Raw genomic sequence first — 20164 nt, 5'->3', positions numbered from 1 at the left:
CATGTTTTCTTCCCTGGAAATATGTTAGGATATTTCTAGCGCAGGCGAATACAAGGAGGAATGCATTCACGTGAGAAATGACCAGCGGAATAATAATGATTTGCGACCAATAACTATTACTCCCAATTTTGTAAAACATCCTGAAGGCTCGGTTTTAATTCAGGTGGGAGATACTAAAGTAATCTGTAATGCAAGTGTAGAAGACAGGGTGCCACCGTTTATGCGTGGGCAGGGTAAAGGTTGGATTACCGCTGAGTATGCCATGCTGCCCCGTGCCACGGATCAACGTAACATTCGGGAATCCTCCAAAGGAAAAATAAGTGGAAGAACAATGGAAATACAACGATTGATTGGCCGTGCATTACGTTCGGTTGTGGACCTGAATAATATAGGAGAGCGAACGGTTTGGGTAGATTGTGATGTCATTCAGGCAGACGGAGGAACTAGAACAGCTTCGATAACTGGTGCATTTGTGGCAGTTGTGCTTGCTTTTGGCAAATTGCTGAATAATAAAGCAATTAATAAAATGCCTGTTACAGATTTTTTGGCTGCGACATCTGTAGGAGTTTTGCCGGAAGGTACAGAGGTTTTGGATCTTAACTATTATGAAGATTCGCAAGCCCATGTTGATATGAATGTTGTTATGACAGGTTCCGGTGAGTTTGTTGAAATTCAAGGTACCGGCGAGGAAGCGACATTCTCCTATAGTCAGCTTCAATCACTATTGAGGCTTGCTGATGAAGGAATGAAAGAAATTAACAGAATACAACGAGAAACACTTGGGGAACTTGCTGGCAGGATCGGTGAGACAGTAAAGAATAAGGAAGATGCATAAATGAAGGATATAATTATTGCTACCAAAAACCCTGGCAAGGCAAAAGAATTCAGGGAGTTTTTTGCCAAGTACAATATAAAAGCAGTATCATTGCTTGATCTCCAAGAGGAAGTTGAAGATATTGAGGAAACAGGTTCAACTTTTGAAGAAAATGCGGCATTAAAAGCTGAAGGAATAGCAACCAAATTTAATCTGCCCGTACTTGCCGATGATTCTGGTCTTATGGTGGATGCACTTGACGGGAGACCGGGGATCTTTTCGGCGAGATATGCTGGCGAATCAAAAGATGACCAGGCAAACCTCGAAAAAGTTCTGAGTGAGTTGAATGATACTCCTGATAACGAACGTACCGCCCGTTTTGTTTGTGTACTAGCTATCGCAATACCAGGTGAATCTACCATATATAAGAAGGGCTATTGTGAGGGGAAAATTGCACGCGAACCAAAGGGGGATCACGGTTTCGGCTATGATCCAATATTTATCCCAGCCAGCTTCGCACAGACAATGGCCGAGCTTACTCCCGAGAAGAAAAATGAAATCAGCCATCGTAGTAATGCTATTGCCCAGATGGAAAATTGGATTAAGGAATTCAACCGTTAATGGAGGTGTTACGATGCCAAAAGTGCTGATTATCAGTGACAGTCATGGGTTAACAGAAGAACTTAACGAGATTAAAAAGCGACATTCGGTAAAATATATGATACATTGCGGGGACTCTGAACTGGATATGGATGCTCCTGAAATGGAAGGGTTTATCAAGGTTGGGGGTAACTGTGATATCGATACCAGATACCCTCAGGAGCAGACCAATTTGATTGATGGTATACGTTTCTTTATCACACATGGACACCTCCATAACGTAAAATTTAATATGTCCTCCATAGTCTACCGTGCAGAAGAGGAAAACGCTAAGGTCATTTGTTTCGGACATACACACATTGCAGGTGCTGAAAAATCACACGGTCAGCTATTTATCAATCCAGGGAGTATTCAACTGCCTAAGGTAAGGAAAGAAAAAACGTATGCATTGATGGAATGGGATAAACCAGCATCTGTAAAGGTGGATTTTTATACAGTAGAAGGTAAACAATTGACTGAGCTTTCGCTGGAAACTTCTTTGTCTGAGGAATCGGCTGATTAACCAGGAAAAACGGATTGGCTATTACTTTATAGTTGGTAATAGCCGAGTTTTCCTTTTTTGTATTGACAAATTTTTTCTTAGTGCATATAATGATTCTTGTCCGTTAAAAAACTTGCGGATAATCATGCGGGTGTAGTTTAGTGGCAAAACCTCAGCCACGAGCAAAGCATCCACCGAATAATCTGCGAGTTGCCTCGAAGATGGTACATCTTTGAATATGCTTGTAGATGCAGAGGCATGTTTTGTGTGTACAACACATTGAAAATGAAATATTAAAAATGCGGGTGTAGTTTAGTGGCAAAACCTCAGCCTTCCAAGCTGATGATGTGGGTTCGATTCCCATCACCCGCTCCATACATACCTTATGTCCCAGTAGCTCAGCTGGATAGAGCAACAGCCTTCTAAGCTGTGGGTCGCAGGTTCGAATCCTGCCTGGGACGTCCACAAGAGAAACCTACTGTGAAAATAGTAGGTTTCTCTTTCTTTAAAGGAGCTTTTCTAAAGTTAGTTGCTCTTTAGTCTCATTGTTGATATAAAATGCAATGTACTGAATTTGGGATATGCATCCTAACATTAGGCTAATGCCAAGCGTTTAACCGGCGCTGCGGAAAAAAGCTCCCTTTCCGTGGGCAACGCTTCAGCCTCCTCGTGAGCAAAGTTCGCTCACTGCGGGGTCTTCAGACTGTTGCTTTTCCCACTGGAGTCTCGCATTTTTCCGCAGCTTAGTGATAGCTTCTAATTGAAACTTAGAAGCTCAGGGTTACATCGAAGGGCCATTCATAATCGATATTATAATGCTATAGAGTGCAGGCAATACACGGAGACTCCTGTGGAACAACGAGCCTAAGAGACCCCGCACCGAGCGTTCTTGGCGAGTGAGGAGGCTCGTGGTGAGTCCAACGGCAAAGGAAACACTGTGAAAGCTTTAGCTTGAACAGATGTTGGACTTGCACCCGGAGTGGTGAAAGCGTAGTGTATTGCCGGAGCGAAGCTTCGATGTTACGTCGCATTTTATAGATTTTGTGGCAGAAACAACCATCTTTTATAAAATAGCTTTCATTAATTTAAGGTTTAATTCTTCCTGAATAGGGTATGTATATTTATTATGGGAAGTATATAATTAAGTACAGAAAGGAGCGAATAAATGAATACTGTGAAGGAAAATGTAATTCTTTTCCCAAAGTGGCGGACGAAGCTTGAAGAAGAGAGCCTGCTTGCACTAAAGGAAAAGCGTTATGGAGAAGCACTAACAAAGCTTGAACAGCTTTTAAGTTATCATATTAACAATCATGAGATTGTTATCGGTAAGTTAATATGTCTCATGGAGCTGGATAGATACGAAGAAGCACAGGAGTTATGTGAAGAGCTTTTAAAACATAAGGACGAAAATTATTATCATTATGTACATATATATCTAACCATTTTATTCCAAACTAGCCAGTATGAACTTCTGATGGAACAAGTCGAATACGAATTCGCCACAAAAGCTGTTCCGGATGCAATTAATGAACAGTTCAAACAGTTGTATGATATGAGTAAGAATATGCAGCATGAAATTCAAAATGAAAAATCCTTTGAATACATAGAAGAACTCCAAAAGGCGGTCAAAGAAGAAAACCATGTCCGTCAATGGCAGTTGGTTCAGCAAATGAAAAAGGCTAAGGCTAGTCCAACTGTGTCTGTAAAAACTCTTTTGACTGAAGCAAGTGTCCATCCTGTAACTAAGACGGCCATATTTGAATGGTTCCAGAATAAGAATGTTTCCGACGAGGTTACTGTTGAAAAGCTTAATTGCAAAATCACGGTTTCACCAGTTGATATAGCGGAAATTCATTCGCATTCGATCGTTAAACAAACCCTTATGCTTATTAATGAGCTAGAACAGGAAAATCCTACTCTATTTAAATTAGTGGAAGAACTCTTATACCGATACATATATGTAAGATATCCAATCATGCCTCAGGAAGAAGACATAAGTGATATAGCTAAGGCATTAACTGCGATTGGGAAAGAATATCTGGATATACATACAGATGACTCCGATCATCCGAATGAAACGGTCCGTACAATTATGGATGAAATAAAGATGTGTGAAACGCTCTATCTTTCCATAATTGAAGCTTGATGAAACAGTACTCTAACGCTTGAAAGGACTAGCAAGTATGTTATAATGAGATGGTTGTAAATTTGATACTTATATATAACTTTTACATTAATGAACGTAATTGGATAGCATCAGGTCTGCGTTTTCGCAGGATGAGGCTGTTTTCTGTACGTTAAACTATTGGTAAAGGAATAATAGATTTTTGGAGGGAATTTAGATGACAGCAAAATGGGAAAAGCAAGAAGGAAATGAAGGGGTACTTACGATAAATGTAAGCTCGGAAGAATTTGACCGTGCCCTGGATCAAGCATTTAAAAAGGTAGTTAAGGATGTTCAAATACCAGGATTCCGTAAAGGAAAAGTTCCGCGTAAAATCTTTGAAAACCGTTTTGGAGTAGAATCTCTTTATCAGGATGCGGTTGATATTGTACTTCCAGACGCATATGTTAAAGCAGTTGAAGAAACAGGAATTGAGCCTGTTGAACAGCCGGAAGTGGATATTGAAGAGATAGAACAAGGTAAAGATCTTGTTTTCACTGCTAAAGTAACTGTGAAACCGGAAGTTAAACTCGGTGAATATAAAGGGTTGGAAGTTGAAGAGCAATCAGTAGAGGTTACCGATGAAGATGTTGACCAAGAACTAGAATCTCTTCGTCAGCAGCAGGCTGAACTGGTTATTAAAGAAGAAGGAAAAATTGAGGAAGGCGACACTGTTGTAATGGACTTTGAAGGATTTATCGATGGTGAAGCATTCGAAGGCGGTAAAGGTGAAGACCATTCACTTGAAATTGGTTCCGGTCAGTTTATCCCAGGTTTTGAAGAGAAATTAGTCGGAAAAGAATCAGGTGAAGAAACCGAGATTGCGGTAACTTTCCCTGAAGATTACCATGCGGAACATTTGGCTGGTAAGGAAGCAACATTCAAAGTTAAAATTCATGATATCAAGACAAAAGAGCTTCCAGAACTTGATGATGAGTTCGCTAAAGATGTGGACGAAGAAGTGGAAACTCTTGATGAACTTAAGACTAAGAAAAAGGGCGAACTGGAAGAGCAGCGTAAACAGGATGCTGAAAACCAGAAGCGCGAAACTTTAATTGAAAAGGCATCAGACAATGCAGAAGTAGATGTTCCGGAGGCTATGGTGAATACAGAGCTGGATCGCATGCTTCAGGAATTTGAACAGCGTCTTCAAATGCAGGGTATGACCATGGAAATGTATTTCCAATTCTCCGGTCAAGATGAGAACGCACTTAAAGAGCAGATGAAGGACGATGCTCAAAAACGTGTTAAGACCAATTTGACGCTTGAAGCAATTTTCAATGAGGAGAATCTGGAAGTTGCAGACGAAGATGTCGATGCAGAACTTAATAAGATGGCATCGATGTATGGGACAGAAGTTGAGCAGCTTAAACAAATGCTTGGCGGAAATACAGATGCACTGAAAGAAGACCTTAAGTTTAGAAAAGCAATTGACTTTTTGGTTGAAAACAGTAAAACCGCATAAACTAAAGTTAAATATAGATGATAAGGTGCGAAGAAATTCGCACCTTATTTTACACTATCAGTATTTGAAAATTTCGTTAGACGCTAATATAAGTAAAGCTTCAATCTTTGTTTATATACAGGTTGAATGTCTAGTTAGCTAAAACCATAATGGCTATATTTTCTTCAAGAAAATGGATTTGTTATTTTCAGAAATAACTATAAAATGTGTTATGGTTTGTCCACTTTTAACATACGTTATGTTGAGGGATTGTTATTTTCAAGGGTTATAAACTCAGAAGTTATGAGTTGACTTTTCCATAAAATCCCCCATAATTAAATGACAACCCAATAATAGATATTATTTTGTTTTCAAATTTTGATTTGATATGATGACATGGAAAGTTGAATTTTAGAAGAGTTTAAAAGGCAGATTTAAACTTTAGGAGTGAAATAAAATGTTTAAATTTAACGACGAAAAAGGACAATTGAAATGCTCTTTTTGTGGCAAAGGTCAAGATCAGGTCCGTAAACTTGTAGCAGGACCAGGTGTTTATATATGTGATGAATGTATTGAGCTATGTACAGAGATTGTTGAGGAGGAACTCGGTACAGAAGAAGAGACCGAGTTTAAGGAAATACCTAAACCCAAAGAAATTTGTGAGATTCTGGATGATTATGTTATCGGTCAGGATCAATCGAAAAAGAATTTATCCGTGGCTGTATATAATCATTATAAGCGTATTAATTCACCGAAAAGCACTACCGACGACGTGGAGCTTGCGAAAAGCAATATTGCTATGATTGGGCCGACTGGTAGCGGTAAAACATTACTGGCACAAACGCTTGCAAGAATTCTGAATGTACCATTTGCAATGGCAGATGCGACATCACTTACCGAAGCGGGTTATGTTGGGGAAGACGTGGAAAACATTCTCCTAAAACTAATTCAGGCAGCGGATTATGATGTAGAAAAAGCTGAAAAAGGTATCATCTACATTGATGAAATTGATAAAGTGGCACGCAAATCAGAAAATCCTTCCATCACGAGGGATGTTTCAGGTGAAGGCGTACAGCAGGCCCTGCTGAAAATTTTGGAAGGAACTGTTGCAAGTGTACCGCCTCAAGGTGGTCGTAAGCATCCACATCAGGAATTTATCCAAATTGACACGACTAATGTTTTGTTCATTGTAGGTGGAGCATTTGATGGAATCGATCAGATTATCAAGCGCCGTCTGGGCAGCAAAGTAATCGGTTTTGGATCCCAGGAAGAACAGCAGGATCTTAGCACAGGTGAACTTCTGCAAAAAGTTCTTCCGGAAGACTTACTTCGATATGGCCTTATTCCTGAATTTATCGGCCGTATTCCCGTAATTGGAAGTCTAGAACCACTTGATGAAGATGCGCTTGTACAAATTTTGACTAAGCCTAAGAATGCACTGGTTAAACAGTATGTTAAGTTATTCCAGATGGATAACGTTGAACTGGAATTTGAAGAAGAGGCTCTTGTGGAGATTTCCAAAAAGGCCATTGAACGTAAAACAGGTGCCCGTGGACTTCGCTCCATAATTGAGGGTATTATGCTTGATGTTATGTTTGAACTTCCTTCACGCGATGATATTGAGAAATGTATTATTACAAAAGATACTGTAGCGCAGGAAAACGGTAGTCCTAAGCTAGTCTTCACGGATGGCACAGTAAAAGAAGGGGACGTAAAACTTCCTAAAGAAAGTGCTTAAGCAAATCAAGTAAAATTATTTTGAGACTGACCAGGCTCATTGTCATCCCGATTCATTATGTAACAGGGGTTGACAGCGATGTCATCGGCCAGTCTCTTTCTTATTGTTTCTTATAGTCCGGTCCTCTTTTTGTTTAGTAAATCAACAACAGGTTATACTATTTACAGCCGGGAAATGAAGAATATATTCGTTTACAAATGGGTAAGTTTTCTATAGACTTTAACCAATACGTAAGAAATACATAAAAATTCCAGTTATCTACGGAGGTACATACTATGACTAATGAAACTATTCAGATTCCCCTCCTCCCACTTCGCGGATTGCTTGTCTTCCCATCGATGGTTTTACATTTGGATGTCGGTCGAGATAAGTCAGTAGCCGCCTTAGAAAAAGCGATGATGGGCGATCAGACCATATTTCTAGCAGCACAGAAAAAGGTCAGCCTGGATGAACCCAAACCACAAGATATATATCGAATAGGCACCCTGGCAAAGGTAAAGCAGATGCTAAAGCTTCCAAACGGCACGCACAGAGTTCTTGTGGAAGGAGTTCACCGTGGAGAGATAGTCCGTTTTGTTGATGAAGATAATGAATTTTCAGTTGAAATAAAGGAACTTGAAGAAGTTCATGGTGATAAAAATGAAGAAGAAGCACTCATGCGTTCTTTACTTGGGCAGTTCGAACAATATATAAAGGTTTCCCAGAAAATAACCAGGGAAACCCTCGAAACAGTATCAGATATAGATGAGCCTGGCCGGCTTGCTGATATTGTAACTTCCCATCTTTCCTTGAAACTTAAGGATAAGCAAGAATTATTAGAAACAGAAAATATTAAAAGCCGCCTTCAGCAGTTGATAAAGTTTATTTCCAATGAGAAAAAAGTGCTTGATTTGGAAAAGAAAATAGGGCAACGAGTAAAAAGTTCCATGGAAAAGACCCAGAAAGAATATTACCTTCGCGAACAATTAAAAGCAATACAGAAGGAGCTGGGCGAAAAAGATGGTAAATCCGGGGAAGTAGAGCAATTAAGAGAAAAGGTCGAGGACTCCGATATGCCGGAGAACATTATGGAGGTTGCAATGAAAGAACTTGACCGCTATGAGAAAGTTCCCCAAAGCTCGGCTGAAAGTTCGGTAATACGTAACTATATCGAATGGCTCCTGGCATTGCCATGGACTGAAAAAACTCAGGATACCATTGAAATTAAACATGCCCAAAAAATTCTTGATGAGGATCATTATGGGCTTGAAAAGGTAAAAGAACGGATACTGGAATACCTTGCTGTTCAAAAACTGACCAAATCAATAAAGGGTCCCATCCTATGTCTAGTAGGACCTCCTGGGGTCGGGAAGACTTCCCTGGCAAAATCTATAGCGCGTTCGATTAACCGGAATTTTGTTCGGATTTCACTTGGAGGGGTTCGTGATGAAGCGGAAATACGCGGACACCGCCGGACTTACATTGGAGCAATGCCAGGACGGATCATACAGGGTATGAAAAAGGCTCAAACCGTTAATCCTGTCTTCTTGCTGGATGAAATCGACAAGATGGCCAGTGATTTTCGCGGCGATCCTTCTTCTGCAATGCTGGAAGTACTCGATCCGGAACAAAACAGTAACTTTAGCGATCATTTCATTGAAGAAACGTACGACCTTTCTAATGTATTGTTTATTGCCACTGCCAATTATGTTAACAATATTCCTGGCCCTCTGCTTGACCGCATGGAACTTATTTCAATTGCAGGTTATACGGAGGTTGAAAAACTTCATATTGCCAAAGAGCATCTGTTCCCTAAACAACTTAAAGAAAATGGCCTTACAAAAGGCAATCTGCAGGTCCGGGATGATGCATTCCTAAAATTGATCCGGACATATACGCGAGAGGCCGGGGTACGTAACCTGGAACGACAGATTGCCACTCTCTGCCGAAAAGCGGCAAAAATAATTATTTCAAAAGAGAAGAAACGTGTAGTTGTTACAGAGAACAGTTTGGAAGATCTACTTGGCAAAACAATTTACAGGTATGGTCAGGCTGAACAGGAGAACCAGGTTGGAACCGCCACAGGCCTAGCTTATACGGCAGCAGGTGGAGATACCCTTTCCATTGAAGTTTCCCACTATCCAGGTAAGGGAAAACTAACGCTTACAGGGAAACTGGGAGATGTTATGCAGGAATCAGCCCAGGCTGCGTTCAGTTATATCCGTTCCCGTGCGAAGGAGCTCCACATTGATTCTGACTTTCATGAAACATATGATATCCATATTCATGTTCCCGAAGGTGCTACGCCAAAAGATGGACCTTCTGCGGGTATAACAATGGCAACGGCTCTAGTATCTGCTTTAACTGGGCGGGCTGTTAAAAAGGAAGTAGGGATGACCGGGGAAATAACGCTGCGAGGCCGTGTGCTGCCCATAGGCGGTTTGAAAGAAAAGTCACTCAGTGCGCACAGGGCTGGATTATCAACCATTATTATCCCTGAAGAAAATGAAAAAGATATCGAGGATATACCTGAAAGTGTCCGGAATGAACTCGATTTTATACCGGTAAGCCACCTTGACCAGGTATTAAAGCATGCACTAGTGGAGGAAAACAATGAAAGTAACTGATGCCGAAATCGTAATCAGCGCTGTAAGCCAAAAACAATACCCGAACGACCAGCTTCCTGAAGTTGCGTTAGCTGGTCGTTCAAATGTTGGTAAGTCATCATTTATAAATAAGCTTATTAACCGTAAGAATCTGGCCCGCACTTCTTCTAAACCAGGAAAAACACAGACACTTAACTTTTATAAAATCAACGAAGCGTTCTATTTTGTGGATGTTCCCGGATATGGCTATGCTAAAGTATCCAAAAAGGAACGTGAAAAGTGGGGAGCCATGATGGAGGAGTATTTCGAAACACGGGGCACGTTAAAAGCCGTTATTTTGATCACCGATATCCGTCATGAACCAACACGGGATGATATCCAGATGTATGATTTTCTGAAGTATTATGAACATCCTGTTATTGTCATAGCAACCAAGCTCGATAAAATCCCCAAAGGAAAGCGCCCTGCCCATATTAAACGGACGAAGCAGACGCTTGAAATGGAAAAAGACGATCTGCTTATTCCCTTTTCAGCTGATACTGGAGAAGGTAAAGATGAAGCATGGGGAGCAATAAGAAGTTTTATAGGCTAATAGTATCTACCGCATCTATTTGGAGGTGCGGTTTTTTCGTTGTCTGATTTACTATATAAGAAGTCACTGTAGATGCTTTCGAAAAGATGCGTTTGACACCTTTTTACTTGTTCGTTTTCAGAAAATTTTACGAATGTACGAGCATTTTAAAGTATAGTACTGTATATTTACGCGTAAATGAGTTATTATCCACTGACTGATAAAAATGTGTGTATTAAAGAATATATGGCTTTCTTTCCGATTAGTCTAAATTATTTGGTATTGCTATAATTTAGTGTATGGGTGCGCAGCAATTGTGCTGCGAAGGGGTTAGTTAGAAATAATAAAAAATAAAGAATGAGAGGATGTCAGACTTAATGAGAAAACTGAAAATTGGAATTTTTATGACTCTAATGCTGTTCGTTCTGGCTGCATGCGGCGGTCAGGGAGACGCGGAAGGGGAGGCTTCCTCCGGCGACAGCAACGGGTATAATCTTATAGAAGAAGGTAAACTGAACTTCGCATCCTCTGGAGAATTCAGACCTTTCAGTTATATGGAAGGCGGAGAAATGGACGGATATGATGTCGCTGTAGCAAATGCAGTAGCTGAAAAGCTAGGGCTTGAGGCAGTAGCAAACAAAGCGAAATTTTCCGGTATTGTTACTGGTGTTAAACAGGGAAGATATGATGTTGCCGTGGCAAGTCATACAATTACTGATAAACGCCTAAAGCAGGTTGATTTCTCTGAGCCCTATTACTATTCCGGTCCGGTAATTTATACACGTCCTGACAGTGACATTGAGGGTCCTGAAGACTTGAAAGGTAAAGAGATCTCTGTATCCAGAGGTTCAACATACGTAGATATGGCAAAAAAGTATACCGACAATATCCCACAAGTGGATAGTGACGTTGTTGCCCTCCAGTCACTTGCAAAAGGCCATCACGACGCAGTTATCACCGATGCAGTTACAGGTAGTACAGCAATTGAAGATGGACTTGAGATTGTAGCGGTTGAGCAGCTTGGGGTAAGTAAGCAGGCTATCGCAGTTCCTAAAGACAACGATAAGCTTCTCGAGGACATAAACAAAGCATTACAAGAACTAAAGGAAAGCGGTAAACTAGCAGAGCTTGCAAAAGAATATGTTGGTGCAGATATTACAAAAGAACCTGAAAATGTAAGTGAATAATCACAGCTGAATAATAAAATGCAAATGTGCGCATATTCTGCGCACATTTCTGCCTTAAGAAGGAGTTGGAATTTTTGTCTTCAATAATGCATTTTTTTGACGTATTTTTCGGCAGCTTTGATGTATTTCTTGATGGTCTATGGCTAACCTTTCTTTTATCAGCTGCCTCATTGGTAATTGCTTTTTTTATTGGATTATTTTTTGCTATCCTTAAAATTTCCAATATCAAAGTATTTGAATGGATTGCTGACGCCTATATCTGGGTTGTTCGGGGAACCCCACTGATTGTACAAATATTTGTTCTCTATTATGGGTTAGCTGAGGTGTTCTTAATCCCAATGTTTTGGGCAGGCGTAGCAGGTCTTGCCTTCCATAGCGGGGCGTATATTGCTGAAATCATTCGTGGTGCTATCCAGTCAATTGATAAAGGCCAGAGGGAAGCTGGAAGAACGTTGGGTATGACCAAATCTCTGACGATGCGGAGAATTATTCTTCCCCAAGCATTTCGCCGTGCAGTGCCTTCTCTTGGTAACCAGTTCATCATCGGAATCAAGGACTCCTCGCTTGTTTCGTTCATTGGTATGCAGGAACTGTTTGGAGTAGCAAGTACAATGGGATCCAATAACTTCGATTATCTACCGTACTATTTAACCGTCGCAGTTTATTATCTGTTTATTGTGCTGGTTCTTACTGTACTAGTGAACAAACTAGAGAAATCCATGGCTAAAAGTGACTAAGTGAGGAGGGATTTTATGAGTGAACAACAAGAAATGATACGTGTAGAAAAACTAAATAAATCGTTTGGAAAACTGCATGTTCTTAAAGACATCGATTTACAAGTTAATGAAAGTGATGTGGTAGTTCTGATTGGGGCTAGTGGCTCAGGAAAAAGTACATTGCTCCGATGTCTTAACTTTTTGGAGATGAAAAACAGCGGTAAAATTATAATTGAAGGAGAGCAAATTGAAAAAGATACCCATGATTTGAATAAAGTACGTGAACGGGTGGGAATGGTATTTCAGCACTTCAATCTATTTCCGCATAAGACGGTAATCGGAAATGTTATTGAAGCACCCACACAGGTGAAGGGCATTCCGAAGGGTCAGGCAATAAAAGAAGGAAAAGAACTTCTTGACAAAGTTGGCCTGGGAGACAAATATGATGTTTACCCTTCAACCTTGTCAGGTGGACAGAAACAGCGAGTGGCTATTGCGAGGGCTCTTGCTATGAAACCTGATGTTATGCTATTTGATGAACCCACTTCTGCACTCGACCCTGAGCTGGTTGGAGAAGTTCTTTCAACTATGAAAGAACTAGCCAAAGAAGGAATGACCATGGTAGTTGTCACTCACGAAATGGGATTTGCCAAAGAAGTCGGTGATTGGGTCGTGTATATGCATGATGGAAAAATTGTGGAGTCAGGCCCGCCTGCAGAAATTTTTGATAATCCAAAGGAAGAGCGCACACAGGCTTTCCTGAGCTCCATTTTATAGAGTTTAGAAATGATCCTTTCCAAATCAGAAAGGATCATTTCTTCTTTAACCAATAAAAGCCCAACACAATCAGGATCACTGGCCAAAATGTGTCCAATACTGCGGTAACTTGATAAACCTTATTTAATGGCGCTGGCAGCTCAACCGAAAATATCAGAAGCAGAGACACCGATATAAGTACTATTCCTATTAGGTATCCTTTCTTTGTTTTTAGAGCACGTATTATATATGCGATTCCAATAATAAGGATATAGACTGCCCAGTTATCAACCCAAAATATGTAATGCTGCTTACCGTGAAAATGAATCCCCAGGCCAAGAATAACAGTACCGCTGAATAAATGCTGATGGTCTTTAGCTTTGTAACCATGAAAGAGCAACGCAGCTCCAACAATAATTAACAAGGTTGGCCATGAATAGAAATCAGTAAAAATCGGTAATTTAAGTTCTTTTAATAGAAAAAATATCCCTGTACCAATTAATATGTATGCTAAAGGAGAATATCTTGTCTTCATTTCGTATACCTTCTTTCCAAAACGCCTCTATAGACGAAAATCTTGCGTCTTCCTAATGCGTATGATAGAGTACATACGAGTTATAATACAATAATACGTATGCGGAAGTATATTGTTTCAATTTCTGTTCACATTTGTCGAAAATGTGATTAATTGCCTATGTTATAATGATATAAGAATGTTATGTTTTAAGTTTTTTTGGGGGTAGTTAATGTGCATATATTGAAAGTTGGTCTTAATTATAAATCAACCCCTGTTGAAATTAGGGAAAAACTCACCTTTTCCGAGGAGAAGGCCGATGAGGCAATGCTTCTTCTAAAAGAACAGAAGAGTATATTGGAAAATGTGATTGTTTCCACCTGTAACCGTACTGAGGTTTATGCGGTTGTGGATCAGGTTCACACAGGACGTTATTATATTAAACAATTTCTGTCAGACTGGTTTGGGATTGATAAAGAAGAGTTTTCTTCTTATTTAAGAATATCAGAAGCAGATGGTGCAATTGAGCATCTCCTTCGGGTATCTGCCGGCCTTGATTCCATGATACTGGGAGAAACCCAAATACTTGGACAGGTTAAACAAGCCTTTCTGACTGCTCAGCGGATGAAAACAACAGGCACAGTGTTCAATGAGCTGTTCAAACAAGCTATTACGTTTGCAAAACGGGCACATAAGGATACTGCTATAGGTGAACATGCAGTTTCTGTTAGTTATGCAGCTGTTGAACTTGCTAAGAAGATATTTGGCGACTTGGATAAGAAACATGTTGTCATATTCGGAGCAGGAAAAATGGGAGAACTTGCAGCTAAAAACCTTCATGGTTCAGGGGCGACCAAAATAACAGTCATCAACCGGACATATGAAAAAGCTGTCGCGCTTGCGGACAAGTTCCAGGCGGAATCAGCATCTATTGACCGTCTACACAGCTTAATTCAGGATGCCGATATCCTAATTAGCTCAACTGGATCGGATTCTGTAGTCCTGACAAAAGAGGTTATTGAGCCCATACAGAAGAAACGTAAAGGAAGACCATTATTCCTTGTAGATATTGCTGTTCCACGTGACTTGGACCCTAAAATTGAAGAGTTGGATAGTGTGTTCCTTTATGATATTGATGATCTTCAGCATATAGTGGACGAAAATCTTGCAGCACGAAAGGCAGCTGCCGAGAAAATTGAAATAATGCTGGAAGCTGAAATTGTAGCATTTAAGGAATGGTTACAGACACTTGGCGTGGTACCGGTAATTTCTGCGCTTCGCCAGAAAGCATTGTCCATTCAGGCTGAAACAATGAAAAGCATTGAACGGAAAATGCCGGATTTGACGGCCCGGGAGAAAAAGGTGCTTAATAAGCATACCAAGAGTATTGTCAATCAGCTCTTGAAGGATCCGGTTACACAGGCTAAAGAATTAGCGGCCACGGATAACAGGGATGAAGCGCTAAATCTTTTTGTCAATATTTTTGGCATTGAAGAAGATGTACAGCGTGAATTAAAGAATCAGGCAAAAAAAAATAATATGAAATCAGCACAAAATGAGAAAGCATCCTTCTCCATGCTGGACAGCACGTCAACACAGTAGGATGAAAGGAAATCCATTATGTTTGAAGTTAAATGGCTTTATGAAATAATTCTTGCTGTTTATGGGCTCAGTCTGATTGGATACTTCATTGATTTTATACAGCATAACCGGAGGGCGAATAAAATAGCCTTCTGGTTACTTAGTATGGTTTGGCTTTTTCAAACCGTTTTTTTATTAAACCAGATATTCGTGGAACGCAGTTTTCCAATTCTGACCCTGTATGATGGGCTTTTCTTTTATGCCTGGGTACTCGTTACCTTTTCTTTAATTATCAGCAGGCTTTCCCGGATTCATTTTATCCTGTTTTTTACCAATCTGCTTGGATTTTTTATTCTTTTGCTCTATATTCTTACACGAGCTCAGGAGCAGTGGCAGGGACGCGGGATACAACTTGTGAATGAAATCCTCATAACGCATATCTCGCTTGCAATTGTTTCGTATGGATTCTTCACCGTGTCTTTTTTATTTTCTATTATGTATCTCATCCAGTATCATTTTCTGAAAGAGAAAAAAGGCCTGCGGTGGGTTTGGCGACTTGGTGATTTAAGTCAGCTGGACCTATATTCATTCAGAGCAGTGACTATAGGATTGCCATTACTGATGATTGCTATAATTTTAGGGCTCGTATGGGCGTATGTGGCAAATGCAGAATTTTACTGGCTTGATCCAAAGACAATTGGGTCGTTTCTTGTTCTTGTAGTCTACATCATATACCTGCTGTTACGAATCTTGAAGGGTTATCAGGGGAGAGCAATATCAGTTTACAATACTGCTGCATTCCTTATTTTATTAATAAATTTCTTTTTATTCAGTTTGATGTCCAATTTTCATTTCTAGGAGGAAGCCAAATGCGGAAAATTATTGTCGGTTCACGTAAAAGCAATCTCGCACTCACCCAGACGAATTGGGTGATTGATCAACTGAAAAAAGCTGGAATAGAGAATGAGTTCGAGGTTAAAAAAATTGTAACCAAGGGAGATAAAATTCTCGACGTTACGCTCTCGAAGGTCGGAGGAAAAGGACTGTTCGTTAAGGAAATCGAGCAGGCGATGTATGATAAAGAAATTGATCTGGCGGTACATAGCATGAAAGATATGCCGTCTGAAATGCCGGAAGGTCTGACAATCACTTCCGTTCCAGAACGAGAAGATCACCGTGATGCCTATTTATCAAAAGGTAATGTTGCTCTTAAAGATCTCCCGGAAGGGGCTATTGTGGGTACAAGCAGTTTACGCCGATCCGCGCAGATTCTTGCACAGCGTCCTGATATTAATATTAAATGGATTAGGGGTAATATTGAGACGCGAATCCGCAAACTGAATGAAGAGGATTACGATGCTATTATACTTGCGGTATCTGGTCTCAAGCGTGTTGGCTTGAGTGAAGAGCTGATTACTGAATATCTGGAACCCGAAGTTTGTGTTCCAGCTGTAGGCCAGGGGGCACTTGCAATAGAATGCCGTGAGGATGACCACGAACTGAGAGAGTTGCTGAACCGTATAAATGATGATTATACAACTAGAACGGTTACCGCTGAACGGACATTCCTGCACTTGCTTGAAGGAGGATGTCAGGTTCCGATTGGTGGTTACGCATACTTGGAGGGTGATGAAATTATTTTGACTGCCCTTGTTGGTTCTCCGGATGGAAAGACGATTTTGAAAGAGACAGTTCGTGGCACAGAACCCTCCGCTGTAGGAAAAGAGGCAGCTGATAAACTGATTAGTCAGGGGGCAAAAGAAATAGTCGACCAGGTGAAAGAGGAGCTTGACGACTAATGTCTGTTGCTTTAAATGGAAAGAAAATCCTTATTACCCGAGAAGAGGACCAGGCATTTGAATTTTCCGATAAAGTAACTAAATATGGCGGAGAACCTGTAAGTGTTCCGCTTCTTAAAATCTCCTGCAGTGATATACCTGGTAACAAGGAAATATTTCCTAGTGAAGAACCTTTTAAATGGATATTTTTTACAAGTTCTAACGGTGTTAAATGTTTTTTCAGTTTTATTGACAAGTATCATTTAAGCAGGTACTTGGAAAATTGCAGGTTTGCTGTAACTGGTAGAAAAACGGCACAAAGCCTGGCAACATTCGGGTATAAAGCTGACCTGGTCCCCGAGGTGTACAACGCGGAAACACTGGCAAAGGAGTTCCTTGACCTGAAAGGAAGAAAGGAACCAGTCCTTCTGGTGCGAGGGAATAAGTCTCGTATGGTATTGCCCAACAAGTTTAAGGAGCATGGAATCAGTTTTAGGACAATCGAAGTTTATGAAACAAGTTTTAACAAATCAGCCACAGAGGATTTGAACCGATTGCTGCAAAAAGATGATATTGATTTTTTAACTTTTACCAGTCCCTCAGCTGTGGAGGCATATCACCAAATGGTTATTCCTCATTCTGGGGAAACTCCAGTTGTTGTGTGTATTGGCACCACAACGGAGCAACGAGCTATTGAACTGGGATTGGAGAAAATTATTACACCTGATGACTTTACCATCGATGGAATGCTAAAAGAAATCAGTGATTTTATTGAGAAGGGATAGATTGGAATGACAAATCAGCCTGCGTTTAAACGGCATCGCCGCCTGCGCTCTACTGCGTCAATGCGGTCAATGGTGCGGGAGAATCATCTGCGGATGGACGACTTTATTTATCCGATTTTCATTGTAGAAGGGGAAACAATTAAAAACGAAGTGCCTTCGATGCCCGGTGTCTCACAAATTTCACTGGATTATGTAAAAGAAGAGATGCAAGAGCTTCTTTCTTTAGGTATTAAGGCAGTAATGCTGTTTGGTGTCCCTGCGGAAAAGGATGAACAAGGTACAGGAGCCTTTACCGAGAATGGAATTGTCCAGGAAGCAACCCGGCTAATTAAGAAGGAAGTACCGGAAATGCTCGTCGTTGCGGATACTTGTCTATGCGAATACACCTCCCATGGTCATTGTGGCGTTATCAATAATCATGATGTGGATAATGACGAATCGCTTAAATTACTTGCTAAGACTGCCGTTTCCCAGGCAGAGGCAGGCGCGGACATAATTGCTCCATCCAACATGATGGACGGATTTGTGGCTGTTATCCGCCACGCACTGGATGAAGCTGGATACCAGAATATTCCTGTGATGTCTTATGCAGTGAAGTATTCCTCAGCTTTTTATGGTCCGTTCCGTGATGCTGCGGGCAGCACACCACAATTTGGTGACCGTAAAACATACCAGATGGATCCTGCAAACCGGATGGAGGCTTTGCGTGAAGCCGAATCAGATATTGAGGAAGGCGCAGATTTTCTGATTGTAAAACCTGCACTCTCTTATCTTGATATTGTCCGTGAAGTCAGGGATAACTTCCATGTACCTATTGTTGCATATAATGTCAGTGGTGAATATTCAATGGTTAAAGCTGCTGCACAGAACGGCTGGATCAATGAGAAAGAGCTTGTTCTGGAGAAACTGACATCCATGAAAAGGGCAGGAGCAGATTTGATTATCTCCTATTTTGCTAAAGACGTTGCAAAATGGCTCAGTGAATAAAAACTAATTGTAGAGGTGATTATTTTGAGGAGCTTTGAAAAATCGGAAGATGCATACAAAGAGGCAGTAGACCTGATGCCGGGTGGTGTGAATTCACCAGTACGTGCGTTTAAATCTGTCGGAATGTCACCGGTTTTCATGGAAAGCGGAAAGGGTTCCAAAATAGTCGATATCGATAAGAATGAGTATATAGACTATGTATTGAGCTGGGGACCGCTGATTCTTGGACATGCCGATGGCAGAGTTGTCGAGAAGCTGAAAGAAGTTGCTGAAAAAGGTACCAGTTTTGGTGCCCCAACACTGCTGGAAAATAAACTTGCACAGCTGGTAATTGACCGTGTTCCGTCGATTGAAATGGTACGGATGGTAAATTCTGGCACGGAAGCGACCATGAGTGCACTGCGACTGGCGCGAGGTTATACTGGCCGGGATAAAATTTTAAAATTCGAAGGTAATTACCACGGCCATGGAGATTCACTACTTATAAAAGCTGGCTCCGGAGTAGCTACGCTGGGTCTTCCAGATAGTCCAGGGGTTCCCGAGTCAATCGCTCAAAATACTATCACTGTTCCATATAATGACGTGGAGAGTGTCCGATATGCATTTGAAACATATGGAGAAGATATTGCAGCGGTAATTGTTGAGCCTGTTTCTGGCAATATGGGTGTTGTTCCTCCACAGGAGAACTTCCTGCAGGATCTTCGTAAAATAACCGAGAACAATGGCAGCGTACTTATCTTTGACGAAGTAATGACAGGTTTCCGTGTAGGGTATAATTGTGCCCAGGGGTATTTTGGTGTAACCCCTGACCTGACATGTCTTGGCAAGGTAATTGGCGGCGGCTTGCCTGTTGGAGCATATGGAGGCAAACGGGAAATAATGGAGTCGGTTGCTCCGACGGGATCAATTTACCAGGCAGGAACACTTTCAGGAAACCCACTCGCCATGACTGCAGGGTATGAAACCCTGAATGCACTGGAACCATCCTCTTATGAGGATATAAATGCGAAAGTTGATAGGCTGGTAGAAGGCTATAAACAGGCAGCAATTGATTATGATATCCCGCTTCATATTAATCGGGCAGGATCGATGGTAGGTTTCTTCTTCACCAATGAACCCGTTATTAACTATGAATCAGCCCAACAGTCCAATCTGGATTATTTTTCTCAGTATTACCGGGCAATGATGGAGGAAGGCATCTTCTTGCCTCCGTCACAGTTTGAGGGTCTTTTCCTATCTACAGCACATACAGAGGAAGACATCGAAAAAACAATCCAGGCTGTCCGGACAGCATTTTCCAAAATTGAAAAGTAACCTAAAAGTCATTCCCGGTATGGTACCAACCCCCGAAAGTTAGAGTAGAAAATCTAACTTTCGGGGGTGTTTTTATGGCCAAATATAGT

The 20164-nt window shown here is 40.9% G+C and carries 18 protein-coding genes and 2 tRNA genes; 19 read left to right on the top strand and 1 reads right to left on the bottom strand.

The features are described 5' to 3' along the window. Window positions 1-70 precede the first annotated feature (70 nt). The 13 genes from rph to ACFO3D_RS00040 all read left to right on the top strand — a co-directional run bounded on the left by rph (window position 71) and on the right by ACFO3D_RS00040 (window position 13137). Complete coding sequence (rph, locus tag ACFO3D_RS00100; protein ID WP_390292536.1) at window positions 71-835, top strand: ribonuclease PH; 765 nt, start codon at window positions 71-73, stop codon at window positions 833-835. After that, window positions 836-1435, top strand: coding sequence for an XTP/dITP diphosphatase (locus tag ACFO3D_RS00095; protein WP_390292535.1), 600 nt, complete (start codon window positions 836-838; stop codon window positions 1433-1435). Window positions 1436-1448: 13 nt separating this feature from the next. Further along, a complete protein-coding gene (locus tag ACFO3D_RS00090; protein WP_390292534.1) occupies window positions 1449-1976 on the top strand; it encodes a metallophosphoesterase family protein in 528 nt (175 codons plus the stop codon). A 280-nt stretch (window positions 1977-2256) separates the two neighbouring features. Further along, a tRNA-Gly gene (locus ACFO3D_RS00085) sits at window positions 2257-2330 on the top strand. A 12-nt stretch (window positions 2331-2342) separates the two neighbouring features. Further along, window positions 2343-2416, top strand: a tRNA-Arg gene (locus ACFO3D_RS00080). Window positions 2417-3120: 704 nt separating this feature from the next. Further along, complete coding sequence (locus tag ACFO3D_RS00075; RefSeq protein WP_390292533.1) at window positions 3121-4101, top strand: tetratricopeptide repeat protein; 981 nt, start codon at window positions 3121-3123, stop codon at window positions 4099-4101. Between the two features lie 196 nt (window positions 4102-4297). Then, a complete protein-coding gene (gene tig / locus ACFO3D_RS00070; protein ID WP_390292532.1) occupies window positions 4298-5584 on the top strand; it encodes a trigger factor in 1287 nt (428 codons plus the stop codon). A gap of 436 nt (window positions 5585-6020) precedes the next feature. Then, window positions 6021-7301, top strand: coding sequence for an ATP-dependent protease ATP-binding subunit ClpX (gene clpX / locus ACFO3D_RS00065; protein WP_390292531.1), 1281 nt, complete (start codon window positions 6021-6023; stop codon window positions 7299-7301). 275 nt (window positions 7302-7576) lie between these two features. Further along, window positions 7577-9907, top strand: coding sequence for an endopeptidase La (gene lon / locus ACFO3D_RS00060; protein WP_390292530.1), 2331 nt, complete (start codon window positions 7577-7579; stop codon window positions 9905-9907). Continuing rightward, entirely contained in the window at window positions 9894-10478 is a 585-nt protein-coding gene (gene yihA / locus ACFO3D_RS00055; protein WP_390292529.1) for a ribosome biogenesis GTP-binding protein YihA/YsxC, read from the top strand. Before lon ends, yihA begins: the two co-directional genes overlap by 14 nt. Before the next feature lie 356 nt (window positions 10479-10834). After that, window positions 10835-11644 (top strand): transporter substrate-binding domain-containing protein, encoded by an 810-nt coding sequence (locus ACFO3D_RS00050; protein WP_390292528.1) that lies wholly within the window; start codon window positions 10835-10837, stop codon window positions 11642-11644. 74 nt (window positions 11645-11718) lie between these two features. After that, window positions 11719-12381 (top strand): amino acid ABC transporter permease, encoded by a 663-nt coding sequence (locus ACFO3D_RS00045; RefSeq protein WP_390292527.1) that lies wholly within the window; start codon window positions 11719-11721, stop codon window positions 12379-12381. Window positions 12382-12396: 15 nt separating this feature from the next. Beyond that, on the top strand, window positions 12397-13137 hold the full coding sequence (locus ACFO3D_RS00040; RefSeq protein WP_390292526.1) for an amino acid ABC transporter ATP-binding protein: 741 nt from the start codon (window positions 12397-12399) through the stop codon (window positions 13135-13137). 34 nt (window positions 13138-13171) lie between these two features. On the opposite strand, the gene ACFO3D_RS00035 is transcribed toward ACFO3D_RS00040, so the two are convergent. Then, window positions 13172-13651 (bottom strand): LiaI-LiaF-like domain-containing protein, encoded by a 480-nt coding sequence (locus tag ACFO3D_RS00035; RefSeq protein WP_390292525.1) that lies wholly within the window; start codon window positions 13649-13651, stop codon window positions 13172-13174. A gap of 213 nt (window positions 13652-13864) precedes the next feature. Between ACFO3D_RS00035 and hemA the strand changes: the two genes are divergently transcribed. The 6 genes from hemA to hemL are packed head-to-tail and all read left to right on the top strand — an operon-like array spanning window position 13865 to window position 20075. Beyond that, window positions 13865-15232 carry a glutamyl-tRNA reductase gene (hemA, locus tag ACFO3D_RS00030; protein WP_390292524.1) on the top strand — a complete coding sequence of 456 codons (1368 nt, stop codon included), beginning with the start codon at window positions 13865-13867 and terminating at the stop codon, window positions 15230-15232. Between the two features lie 18 nt (window positions 15233-15250). Further along, on the top strand, window positions 15251-16069 hold the full coding sequence (locus tag ACFO3D_RS00025; RefSeq protein WP_390292523.1) for a cytochrome c biogenesis protein: 819 nt from the start codon (window positions 15251-15253) through the stop codon (window positions 16067-16069). An 11-nt stretch (window positions 16070-16080) separates the two neighbouring features. Beyond that, a complete protein-coding gene (hemC, locus tag ACFO3D_RS00020) occupies window positions 16081-17010 on the top strand; it encodes a hydroxymethylbilane synthase (protein ID WP_390292522.1) in 930 nt (309 codons plus the stop codon). Next, complete coding sequence (locus tag ACFO3D_RS00015; protein ID WP_390292521.1) at window positions 17010-17774, top strand: uroporphyrinogen-III synthase; 765 nt, start codon at window positions 17010-17012, stop codon at window positions 17772-17774. Before hemC ends, ACFO3D_RS00015 begins: the two co-directional genes overlap by 1 nt. A 6-nt stretch (window positions 17775-17780) precedes the next feature. After that, window positions 17781-18761 carry a porphobilinogen synthase gene (hemB, locus tag ACFO3D_RS00010; RefSeq protein ID WP_390292520.1) on the top strand — a complete coding sequence of 327 codons (981 nt, stop codon included), beginning with the start codon at window positions 17781-17783 and terminating at the stop codon, window positions 18759-18761. Between the two features lie 24 nt (window positions 18762-18785). Next, entirely contained in the window at window positions 18786-20075 is a 1290-nt protein-coding gene (hemL, locus tag ACFO3D_RS00005; protein ID WP_390292519.1) for a glutamate-1-semialdehyde 2,1-aminomutase, read from the top strand. Window positions 20076-20164 lie beyond the last annotated feature (89 nt).

Source organism: Virgibacillus kekensis (assembly GCF_042654125.1).
GTDB classification, from domain to species: domain Bacteria; phylum Bacillota; class Bacilli; order Bacillales; family Amphibacillaceae; genus Lentibacillus; species Lentibacillus kekensis.
Note: the sequence above shows the minus strand (reverse complement) of the source record. Positions and strands in the feature narration are given on the sequence as shown.